This window comes from Pseudoalteromonas sp. BSi20495, assembly GCF_000241185.1.
GTDB lineage: Bacteria > Pseudomonadota > Gammaproteobacteria > Enterobacterales > Alteromonadaceae > Pseudoalteromonas > Pseudoalteromonas fuliginea.
Genome location: NZ_BADY01000089.1, coordinates 1 through 11,525, shown reverse-complemented (window position 1 = coordinate 11,525; position 11,525 = coordinate 1). Strand labels below are relative to the sequence as shown.

Annotated in this window: 12 protein-coding genes; 4 read left to right on the top strand and 8 right to left on the bottom strand. The window is 36.8% G+C overall.

Features of this window, described 5'->3' with window-relative positions; translation table 11 throughout:
- Positions 1–45: 45 nt before the first annotated feature.
- Positions 46–261: a DUF3820 family protein gene (locus P20495_RS07895; RefSeq protein WP_008136951.1), complete on the bottom strand. Its 216-nt coding sequence runs from the start codon at positions 259–261 to the stop codon at positions 46–48.
- A gap of 577 nt (positions 262–838) precedes the next feature.
- The gene (locus P20495_RS07900; protein WP_008136950.1) at positions 839–2,410 is read right to left on the bottom strand and encodes a cation:proton antiporter family protein; all 1,572 of its coding nucleotides are present in this window, start codon (positions 2,408–2,410) and stop codon (positions 839–841) included.
- A 265-nt stretch (positions 2,411–2,675) separates the two neighbouring features.
- Here P20495_RS07900 and P20495_RS07905 point away from each other — a divergent pair, with 265 nt between their 5' ends.
- Together P20495_RS07905 and P20495_RS07910 are read left to right on the top strand one after the other, a co-directional pair.
- The gene (locus P20495_RS07905) at positions 2,676–3,419 is read left to right on the top strand and encodes a sporulation protein (protein ID WP_007377795.1); all 744 of its coding nucleotides are present in this window, start codon (positions 2,676–2,678) and stop codon (positions 3,417–3,419) included.
- Between the two features lie 61 nt (positions 3,420–3,480).
- Positions 3,481–3,927 (top strand): GNAT family N-acetyltransferase, encoded by a 447-nt coding sequence (locus tag P20495_RS07910; protein ID WP_008136946.1) that lies wholly within the window; start codon positions 3,481–3,483, stop codon positions 3,925–3,927.
- Positions 3,928–4,003: 76 nt separating this feature from the next.
- Here P20495_RS07910 and P20495_RS07915 read toward each other — a convergent pair whose 3' ends face one another.
- The 6 genes from P20495_RS07915 to P20495_RS07940 form a co-directional block, all read right to left on the bottom strand.
- Positions 4,004–5,359: a sodium-dependent transporter gene (locus tag P20495_RS07915; protein ID WP_008136945.1), complete on the bottom strand. Its 1,356-nt coding sequence runs from the start codon at positions 5,357–5,359 to the stop codon at positions 4,004–4,006.
- 203 nt (positions 5,360–5,562) lie between these two features.
- Positions 5,563–6,855, bottom strand: a complete 1,293-nt coding sequence (locus tag P20495_RS07920; protein WP_007377792.1) for an ATP-binding protein — start codon at positions 6,853–6,855, stop codon at positions 5,563–5,565.
- Between the two features lie 14 nt (positions 6,856–6,869).
- Complete coding sequence (locus tag P20495_RS07925; RefSeq protein ID WP_008136944.1) at positions 6,870–7,574, bottom strand: response regulator transcription factor; 705 nt, start codon at positions 7,572–7,574, stop codon at positions 6,870–6,872.
- A gap of 21 nt (positions 7,575–7,595) precedes the next feature.
- A complete protein-coding gene (locus P20495_RS07930; RefSeq protein WP_008136943.1) occupies positions 7,596–7,979 on the bottom strand; it encodes a DUF3019 domain-containing protein in 384 nt (127 codons plus the stop codon).
- Entirely contained in the window at positions 7,969–8,826 is an 858-nt protein-coding gene (locus tag P20495_RS07935; RefSeq protein WP_007377789.1) for a MipA/OmpV family protein, read from the bottom strand. The genes P20495_RS07930 and P20495_RS07935 overlap by 11 nt, the downstream gene beginning before the upstream one ends.
- A 92-nt stretch (positions 8,827–8,918) precedes the next feature.
- On the bottom strand, positions 8,919–9,722 hold the full coding sequence (locus P20495_RS07940; protein WP_008136942.1) for a hypothetical protein: 804 nt from the start codon (positions 9,720–9,722) through the stop codon (positions 8,919–8,921).
- 114 nt (positions 9,723–9,836) lie between these two features.
- Here P20495_RS07940 and P20495_RS07945 point away from each other — a divergent pair, with 114 nt between their 5' ends.
- Together P20495_RS07945 and P20495_RS07950 are read left to right on the top strand one after the other, a co-directional pair.
- Positions 9,837–10,991, top strand: a complete 1,155-nt coding sequence (locus P20495_RS07945) for a serine hydrolase (RefSeq protein WP_008136941.1) — start codon at positions 9,837–9,839, stop codon at positions 10,989–10,991.
- Entirely contained in the window at positions 10,988–11,491 is a 504-nt protein-coding gene (locus P20495_RS07950; protein ID WP_007377786.1) for a histidine phosphatase family protein, read from the top strand. Before P20495_RS07945 ends, P20495_RS07950 begins: the two co-directional genes overlap by 4 nt.
- Positions 11,492–11,525 lie beyond the last annotated feature (34 nt).

Here is an 11,525-nt window from a genome sequence, read left to right as displayed (position 1 = left end):
AGCAAAGTAGTAGACCGTGTATTTTAAAAATAGTTTCCAATTATTTTATTTTTTTTCTAATAACGGCATCAACATTTGCTCAAGCCCATTCAACTTTACTTCGTACATCATTGCTAATTGACTACCTAGTTTTGAATCAGGGAAGCCTTGTTGCTTAAACCACACAAGATAAGGCTCTGGCAGCATTAATAATGGGCGTCCTGCATATTTTCCAAACGGCATTTTGGTATTAATGGCAAGTTTTAATTGTTCTGGATCCATTCACTTACTTCAATGTATAAGACATAGTTAAGTGTAAGGTGTTTTAAGGAAATAAAATAGGCTGTGACGGGCAAGAAACAGCCTATTGAGTGAGGGAGTAGGCCCTCTTAATTAAGAATTTATGTTAGAAAATTAAACTTAGTTGAACTTTAATTAGCTGGAGTCTAATTAATTAAGTCTTAGAACATGAAGCTTATTTAACCAACACGAACAGTCTACCTGTTTTTTTACATGTTAGTTGGCCCGCTTGTAAAGGAATGTAAATAGAATTGATTTTCAGTCATCAAAAAGTATTAAAATAAATGTATAGTTCATTATTTTTATTTTTTAGCTGGTGCTTGTTGATCTTTCCGGATTAAAATTTGTTCTAACTTGGGGGGATTTATACCAATCTGCTTCTATATGGAGTCTATTTAACGGTAAGAAAATTGCGCCGAACTAGGCAAATTTTTTTACCTAGTTGTTCTAAATAAAAATTATTAACACGTTTCTACGTTCTGATAACGCCCATTACCTACATCCGTGTAGGAAAAAAGGTTAAATTATCTTTAGTAATTATTAAGGACTATATCTCACTTTACGTAAACAGTTTTTGTTTTACATGTTCAGCAAAACCACTACCAGCCTCTAGGTAAAAGTTATAGGTCGAGTGTACGCCCATATCCTCAAGCTCTTTTTGTTGATCTGGGTAGTTTGCAATGGCAGTTACCTGACCTTTATAACCTGAGGCTTGGAGCTGCTCTAAAGCAAAAATATTCTGCATATGCTTTGGCATTGTAAGCATAACCATTTCTACATGAGAGTGGTTTACGCGTTGCCAAAAGTCGGGATCGGTTGCATCTGCAATCAGCACTTTTCTGCCTCTATTAATATGTTTATCAACCACCTCAGGTTTTATGTCAATACCAGCAACTAAATTTGGGTGCGTAGCGTTAATTGTTTCGTATGCACCAGTACCAATTCGACCCATTCCAAAAATAACTATTTTAGTATCGTTCAGATTTACAGGTAGTTCTTCTGCTAAGCGTGTTTTACTTTCGAACTTTAATAGCCAATGTTCTACTTTTACATATAACTCGTTGGAACGCTTGTTTAGAGGAGATGCAATCACAAAGGTGATAGAGACAGCGATAGCCATTACCGCTAACCATTCAGAGGTAATCATCCCCGTTGTAGCCGCTACCGCACATACAATAAGGCCAAACTCACTGTAATTGGATAAACTAAAGGCTGTAAGTAGCGACGTACGAGCACGTAGTTTAAATGCATTTGTAAATAAATAATAAAGGGCTATTTTAATCGGTAATACAAAAATAAGTATGATGGCAATAATTAAAGAATTAATCGTTAGCTCGGCATTTAAGCCAATGCTTAAGAAAAAACCAACCAGTAATATATCTTTTAAATTAAGTAACGATTTTGATAATTCGCCAGCTTTTTTATGCGGTGCAAACATCATTCCTATTATAAGTGCTCCTAAATCACCTTTAAGGCCTGCATATTCAAATGAGTTATAACCTGCAATAAGCGCAAAGAAAAAGCCAAATAATGGGAGTAGCTCACCATGTTTAGAGCGATTAAGCACCCAGTACATAAGAGGGCGCAATAAAGGTAGAGCAACAATAAGCGCTAACGCCCAAACATTAGGGACTTTGCCTGTACTAATTGCTAAAAATATTACGGCGAATATATCTTGCATTACCAATATACCAATGGCAATTTTGCCGTGTAAGCTTGCCATTTCTCCGCGTTCTTCGAGTACTTTCACCGCAAATACAGTACTAGAAAAACTTAGGGCAAATCCAACTAATAAGGCGCTTTGCCAACTCAAGTCGACAAAAAGAGGGAGGGCGAAGACCCCAAGCAATAACATAAAGCCACTGAATAAAGCACTACTAAAAATAATGTGAAGCGTGGCTGGTGCCCAGACTTGCGGTTTCATTAAGCTATTAACTTTGAGTTTTAAGCCAATGCTGAATAATAAAAGGGTAACACCAAGGGCTGCAATTGTATCAAGCAGTTCTGTACTTTTATAACCCGATAAATTTAAAGCAAAGCCTGCTAATAAAAAGCCAATAAGAGGAGGTAGTTTTAATTGGTAAACAGCAAAACCACAAACAAACGCGGTAGCAAAATAGATTAGTTCCATAATTCTTAATATCACTTCATTTGGTATTGCAGTGTAGCGAAAAACTCATATCAATGAAAATAAATATAGTGTAAAGACATGCTCATTTAATGAAGTTGATACTTTACTGCGTATGAAAAATGCTCATATAACACGTATTTAATCGTAAATAGCATGTAAATAACACTTTTTCACTGACAACCGCTTTTAAATATGGTTAAGATGCGATAACGAAGAGGTTTAAGTTAGAGCATATAACAGAGCCGCTCAGCTTAAGGAGAAATATATGTTTAAAAAGATTTTAGCATCGGTAGGTATTGGTGCCGCTAAAGTAGACACTATTTTAGAGACAGAGCACTTGCAACCAGGTCAGCTTTTCAATGCACAAATTGTAATTACTGCAGGTGATGTAAGCCAAGAAATATCAGGCTTAGATTTGCTACTAATGACTCGTGTTAAAGTAGCAGGAGATGATGGGGATTATTTTACTAATCATGTAATTGATCAGTGGCGCATCACTGAAATTGGTACAATTGAGCCTGGCGAAGTTAAAAGTATTCCTTTTGAGGCGCGTCTTCACTCTGAAACACCAATTACAGAAATTAATGCAGGTTACAATCAATCTCACGTTTGGCTAGAAACTGGTTTGGATATTGATTTAGCACTTGACCCTACTGATAAAGACCATTTGCATATTTACCCTAATGAAGCAGTTAAAACCTGTATGCAGGCAATGGAAAAATTAGGTTTTAGCTTAGCTAAAGCTGATGTGGAGAAGGGGCATTTACGCGCATCTACATTTCAGTCTGTATCTGGCTGTTATCAAGAGCTTGAATATAAACCTAATAGCAGAAGCTTATTTGGCATTCAGGAAATTGAATTGTCGTTTGTGCCGGAAGCGCATAAAACACATGTTTTAATTGAGCTCGATCGTGCTTTTAAAGGTGATGGTTATATTGACGTAACAATAGAGCATGATCATGTTAATCTTTCACAGCTTTGTGATCAGTTAGAGCGTTTATTTGCTTAATACTCGCCAGTGATTTAAATAAACCCAGCTTAGGCTGGGTTTTTTGTCTATAGGATTTAATATGCAGTTTAAATGTGAGTCATTTGAGGCTTTTGATACACATACACTTTTTACTATTGTTCGTGGTCGGGTGGATGTGTTTGTAGTTGAGCAGGCTTGTCCTTACCCAGAGCTTGATGATCATGATGTTGCTGTAACTACTCGGCACATATATAGCATTGATAATAATAAGTTGCTTAGCTACGCTCGTTGTTATGATAGAAACGCGCAGTACAGCTCAATAGGGCGTGTTTTAGTGAATGAAAAGGTACGAGGCAAAGGTTATGCAAGTGAGCTTGTAGTTACAGCTATAAATTGTTGTAAAGACCAGTGGCCTGAGCGTGATATTTACATTGGCGCGCAAACATATTTACTCGACTTTTATCGCTCATTTGGTTTCGAAAGTGTGGGGGAAGAGTACCTTGAAGATGGTATTCCTCATCAAGACATGATTTTAAAAGTGGTTTAGTGATTTTAGTTACGCTAAGTGACTTAATTTAATAGCTAACAAAATAGCCCACAAATGTGGGCTATTTTTATAGTGCTTAACCTAATAACGAATGTAAAAAAACTGTACCTATTGCTAGTGGGCATACAAACTTAGTATACCAAGGCCATATTTTCCAAAAAAATGTATTATGGACTTCAGGGTTTCCTTGCTGAATAGCTTTGAGTAGTGAACCCCTGTACCAAATCCAACCAACAAATATGCAACACATTAACCCTAATAGTGGTTGGGCAACTTTCGTTGTAAGTGTTATAACCAGACCAAATAAAGAGCTGAGATTGCATACAATTGTAATACTAACGACAGCAATTAAAGCGCCAATGAACCAAGTAGCTTGCACACGTTTCATTGCAAAGCGTTCTACTGTGTATGATACCGGTGCTTCAAGCATTGAGATTGATGACGTTAGCGCTGCTATGCTCATCAACGCAAAAAATGCAAAGCCAACAAATAAGCCTACGCTACCCATACCATCAAATAATGCAGGTAGTACTTGGAATACTAATGTATCTTCTGATAACAGCTTCCCTGTTACCGGTGAAAATATTTCTACGCCTTGTGCTTGAGCGACATACATTGCAGGAATAATAAGTAAACCTGCTACAAAGGCAATGAAGACGTCAATAAGAGTTACATAAGCACCTAATGAAACGAGGTTCTCTTTTTTACTAATGTATGAGCCATAAATAATCATTACACTGGTACCCAATGATAATGAGAAAAAAGCTTGGCCTAACGCACTGACTAATAACTGAGGATCAAAAATAGAAGAAAAATCAGGAACTAAGTACGCCTTTAAGCCTTCCATTGCGCCATTTTGCGTCATTACATAAGCAATTAATGAAAATAAAATTCCCAGTAATGCAGGCATTAAACGCTTTGACCATTTTTCTATACCATTTTCAACACCTCGACTAATAATAGCGACGGTTAATACGATAAAGATCATAGTAAATATAATATTTCGCGTAAGTGATTGCTCGCTTAGCCATGTGGATGTAGAGTTTGCACCAACAAGCGTCGCTATTGGCTCTGCTGTTGCGCTGAGCATCCAACCGGCAACAATCGCGTAAAAACTTAATATAAATCCAGCACATAAAATACCGCCAAAACCCACAATAAACGCGAAGTGTTTTTGCCAAGGTCTATTAGATATTTTTTGAAGCGATGAAACTGCATTTGCTTGACCATGGCGACCAATCATAAGTTCGGCCATTAAAGCTGGGTAAGCCAAAAAGAACGCGAGTACTAAATATGCAACTAAAAAAGCAGCACCACCATTGCTGGCTGTTTGTGTAGGGAATCCCCAAATATTACCCAAGCCAACAGCAGAACCTGCGGCGGCCATAATAAAACCAAAACGAGAACTAAACTCGCCTCTAACTGCGCTCATATTATTGTACTTCTCTATTTTTTGACGGCGCAGACAATCTACTGGAAATGTAAAAAAATAAAAAGTGCTTATTTGCTGATCTCACACAATTTAGTATGCCAGTAGTATGGTATACGCGATGTTTTTAATAAATGTTACTGTATAGTTATAGTTAACAGGTTTTTTTGTTTTTAAAATGTTAATTACAGGGTGTAATTAATGCTTTACGCTTTGTGATGTTGATCGATAATGAGTGTAAAGCAGGCTCCACCTAATTGGTTACTTTTACTTACTTTTACGCTGCCATGATGCCAATCAGCTACTTTTTCAACAATCGCAAGGCCTAGCCCATAGCTTTTATCTGCGCGGTTACGATGTTCTTCTTCTTTGAAAAATGGGCTAAATACGTTGTTAAAATTTTCTTTTGCTATACCAGGGCCATCGTCTTCAACAGTGATTACAAGCTGGTGTTCGTACACTTTAGCACTTAGATAAATATGTAGCTCTGCGAAGTCACAAGCATTATTTAATAAGTTAGTTATTGCACGAGCAAGCCAATGTAAGTCGGCATTGATAATGTCACTTGAGCTATTAAGTTGTACGTTGAGCATTTGCGATTCAAATTTAGGTGCAAGTTGTATTAATATATCACTGAGATAGTGCTTAATATTAGTTGAAGAGTAGGTCAATTTGTTGGCATTTTGCTCAAGCGTTGCAAAGGCTAAATAGCTTTTTAACATAGACTCCATATGGTCTAAATCGCTTTCCATACGGGATAAATATTTTTTTATTTGTTGCTCATCATAGCTATCAATAGCCGCATCTAATCCAAAGCGCAGGCACGCAATGGGTGTACGAATATCGTGAGATAAGCTTGACGCCATTAGTTTATTTTCGGCGACTAGTTTTTCTATCTGACTGGCCATTCTGTTAAATGTGAGCTCTACATCTTTTATGTAGGTGAAGTGCGATACTTTAATTCTTGCTTGTACATTACCTGAGGCAAACTTTTTAGCTGCTTCATTTAAGACTGTTAAGCGCTTTGCAAGAGGGGTAATAATAAACCCCATAAATACGCACAAACCAGCATAAAATAGTAGTGTTAAAAATATATCATTGCGCTGCTCAGTATCTACGCGTTTGTCTAACCGCATTGATATATGAAAGGGGCTTAATATTTGACTACTATAAAGCATATAGAAGCCTTGTTGATCTTCTAAAATCAACCCACCGGCAGTGTGCATCTGTAATAATAATGAAGGAGGTAGTGCGAGAGATTCATTGTGCTTGTAATCAATTAATAAATTAAACTCATTCGCTAGTTGCTTTACATAACGACCACGTTCAGAAGTTGGGATATTAGCTAATTGTTTGCTAAAGCCCATTATCATCTTACTTTGCACACTAAATTCATCTTCTGAGGTTTGTGTTTGTTGGCTAAATGCATCAATTAACCAGCCAAGTACAACGATAGATAAAAGCGCACTGCTAAGTAGTGAAATATAAAACTTCTTCACTTATGTATCACTTTTTACCATGCGGTAGATACGAGTAAGTAACCTCGTCCCCATATAGTTTTAATTTTAGTCGGATTTTGTGGATCATCATTAAATTTTTTGCGCAGTGCTGAAATAAGTACGTCAACACTTCTATCCAAGCCGTCATACTCACGGCCTTTTGTTGCTTTAAAAACAGCATCACGTGATACGACTTGACCCGCATTACTCGTTAAATAGTGAAGAAGTAAATACTCTGCGCTGGATATATTTATATCAAGATCGTTTAATTTTACGCTTCTAGATTCTGTGTTAATACTCAGCGTGCCAACCGTTATTAATTTTTCGTTTGCCAGTGATTTGTTTGGTTCATTATTTTGGCGAAGTGCAGCTTTAATTCTAGCTAAAAGTGCACGAGGGCGAACTGGTTTCATGACATAGTCACTTGCACCAACTTCTAACCCTATTACTTCATCCATTTCTTCATCGCGTGCGGTGAGCATTATAATAGGGGAGTTATAAAAGCTACGCAGTTCTCTGCATACGCTAATTCCGTCTTGTCCAGGAAGCATAATATCAAGTAGGACAATGCTAGGGTTTAAGGTTTTTACTTGGCCAATAACCTCGTCGCCTCGATGGCATACATGGGTCGTATAACCTTGCTCCGTTAAGTATTCTGCAACCCACTGAGCGAGCGATACATCATCTTCAACGAGTAAAATAGTGCCGTAGTTATTCATAAATTATCCTTAATGTGTTTATTAAAATAATCGCCAACGGCGTTTCTTTTGTCTGTTTTGATATACCCACTGTAGTTTTACTTCTGTAAGGCTAATAACTTTAGATGTATTACTATCAAAGAGCTCAAATGAGATACTCTGCTGTGAATCAAAAGCATAATTAAAAGTTCCTTCCTTTTGTTTAAGCCAGCATTGCATAATGTACTTTGAGGTCGCATCGCGTAAGCAGTAATTGCCAAACGTTGGCTGATGCCATGTTAGAGTGATATCAGCATAACAGTTTCTTCCTTCTCTAAGTGCGACACAAGTATCTGGAAGCGCAATAAGCGCATTGGGCATTTCATCTGCTTTTGATAAAAATGCCGTAGGGAAAAGCAGAAAAGCACAGACCCATCTAAAATACATAACGAAGGCCTACCTTGGCTTGGTGTTGATATCTTCGAGTAATAATAGGGCTTTCATCAATCTCATTTGAAAACCAAGTCGTCAGCCATCCTGCTAAAAAGACCCAATCTTGGTTAATTGGGTACTCAGCATGGAATTCAAACATCATACTGCTACTTGCATTTGTTCTATAAATTGGACGATCACTCGTCGCTTCACTACTGTCTATACCAAAATAATAATTGGTGAAGTCACTAGAGTAAGCACTCAACCCAACTCCAGTTCTAAACTCCCAGTTACGCCAGGGTAAAATATGGCTAAAAAAGGTATTTACGATCCAGCCATTATGTGTGCCAGAAATGTCATGAAGGTATTCAAAAGAAATTTGTGAGTTTTCAAATCGACGAGTTAATCTGAGTCCGGTATCAAAATCGTAGTTACGTGTTTTTATACCCCTTAACTCATCGATAATGCCATCATTGTATAGACCAAGTCCTTTATCGTTAAAGCCACTTTGAACATTTGTACCTAAAATATCGAGACCCCAATCAAACTTGTCTATCAGGCTGTAACCTACAACAAGGCCGCCACTTAGTTGATTATGATCAAAGTCGAGATAAAAATTTTCATAAGATAGGGCAAGTGTTAAGTCAACCAGCATTCCATGGTCATAAGAGTCGACACCTATTAGGTAAGAGTCACCGATATGATAACCAACACCAGCGCTCCAATCCCATGCAAAACCTTGAGTTGGCTCTAAGGTGTTATCAGCATAATAACGATTACTTGCCATACTTGAAGTACTAAAAATACTCATACATAGGAGTGTAATGATAAAAAAAGTATAATTAAGTAAAGCGTTTTTCATCTCAAAAGAGCCTAATTATTATATGTTATAAAGCGTAGTATATTGTTAATACGTTCCTTAAATCTGTAAAAAAATGTAGCAAACATTAGAAATTACTGAACTTTAATTTTATCGATTAATATACTGCTTAAATAAAATTGCATCATTGGGGTTAATGCACTTATTTCTGTACGATTACATGGACCGCTAAGCTTTGTTAAGCTTGATAACTTAGATAGTGTTTTGTAGCTAGGAATTTGTATTTCTTTACCTAACCTTGCTAAACGTGCCTCTTCTGTATTTTGCTGGTGGATAAAGGCAACAACTTCTAATTCATTCGTAATTTTTTGTTCTTCATTAAAACTATACACTAGCGGCTCACGATGAAAGCTTGCGCTGTCGATTGAAGACTTAGCAAACCAGACAATGTCGCCAGACTTTTTATGAGTTAGACGCATGCTGACTTGAGCAAAAATAGTGGCACATTGTTGAATTGGGTACTGTTGGGCAACCTCTGTATAAAACGAAAAGGGTTTTTGTGGCTGTTTAATTAAATATTTTGTATCGTCTGTAAATGACAAATCAAGCTGCTGTATAGTAAGAACATAGTCACTATTATTTTTTGTCGTTACTTTTAATGCTTTGTCGTTTAATGCTTGGCTTATTTGCGATAATAGTGTGTCTGTTAGGCTTGCTTTGTCTGAAATTATCTTAACAGTTTGATTTTTTATAACTTTATGCGCAGGTAATTGAACAGATTTAACTTTTGGTGACGAATGAGTCGTTTCATATTCAAGCTGGTATGTTTGGCTTTTTAAGTTAGGCTTCAACGGCATAGCCAAAGGCTCCGCTGGTTGTTTTGTGATAACACACCCGCTTAAAAATAAAATAAAAAGTGACACAACTAAAAAACGCATAAGTACTTCACACCCACTAAAAATACAATAATCGTCGTATTGTACGTTAGTCCAAACAAAACTTCATGATATTATGTACCTAGATGTAGTTTAAAAAGATAAAAATTATAAAAAATGAAGTACCTCCCTCCTGTATTGTATAGCCTTTTAGCGCTGTGTTTATTGCTTAGCTCCATAGATGTCGTAGCAAAAACGGATCCCGGTTGGGATTCATTTGTAAAAAAGTACGGTCGCTATGTCGAAAAGAAACTAAAGAGTAAAGGTATTCCCGGTGCGGCATTATCGATAGTTAATATTCAAAATAGTGACTACATTCATCCGATAGGAGCTACCAAAGCACGTAATGGGCAAAGTGTTGATGCTCATACTCGTTTTAGATTGGCATCTGTGTCTAAAACCTTTGCAGGTTCGTTAGCTGCAAAGCTAGCCTCTGACGGGATATTAAGGTTAGATGAACCAATAAGTAATTATATTCCAGAGTTCAAAAACACAGTGTATGAAGATGATTTAAAAGTATTTCACCTTTTAAGTCACTCAAGTGGTTTAGTACCAAATGCATACGATAACTTAATTGAGTCGCGTATGCGCTACCCCGATATTGTTGAAAAGCTACTTAGCGTTAAGCCAATTTGTGAACCCGGACAATGCTACGGTTATCAAAATGTAATGTTTAGCTTAATTGACGATGTGATTTTTCACGCTACAAATAAAAATTATTCCCAATGGTTAAGTAAAGCTGTTTTTTTACCTCTGAAAATGGCAGATGCCAGTTTAGGTTATGATGGTATGGTAAAAGATAAAAATTTTGCACTCCCTCACGTGCGTGGTAAAAAGCGTTGGTATACTGCTAAACTTAAAAAAAATTACTATAAAGTAGGGCCCGCTGCAGGTGTTAATGCCAGTGCTAGTGATATGGCTATTTGGTTAAAAGCGCAACTAGGACAATACCCTGATGTTCTATCGCTAGATGCGTTAGCAAAACAAACACGTCCTTATACACATACAAAAAAAGAACTGTATCGCAGGGTGTGGAAAAAGCACCTTAATGAAGCATACTACGGCTTAGGCTGGCGTGTTTATAGCTACGCGGAAGAAACGCTTTATTATCATAGCGGGTGGGTTCAAGGCTATAGAAGTGATGTGGTTGTATTTCCTCACTTAAATATTGGTTTTAGCTTAATAGTTAATGCTGAAACTGGCGTAATCAATGAACTAACGACTGAATTCATCGACAGACTATTAGAATACAAACGAGGTAAAAAAATATGAATAATAAAATAATATTAGCAATCATTTTTTTAGTTATGTTATTTAATTGTAGTTTGGCATTTGCAACACCGGATGAAATATATTTGTTTCGTCATAGCGAAAAATTAGCGGGTAAAAATCCAGCGCTCTCAGAGGCGGGAAAGGCACGTGCAAATAATTTAGTTACTTTTTTTAAAGAATATCAAAAGATACATATTTTCAGCAGCAACTATAAACGTACGTTACAAACAGCAGCTCCTTTGCAGGCATATTTTAATATCGACGTAAATGTGTATAACGCAGGTGAGCTAAGTGATTTAAAAAATGAGTTACTAAAACTAAAAGGTGTAGTTGTTGTTATTGGGCACAGTAATACAACACCGCAATTAGCCGAGCTACTTTCGAATGAAAAAGTGCCAGCAATGAGTGAAACACAATTTACTCAGTACTTTATATTAAATAAGAAGCCCAGTAGTACTGGCAGTGAATATGATGTAACCCATCATAAAATGAGTTTTTAATTTAAAACGTAAAATAACAAAAAACCAGCATTAA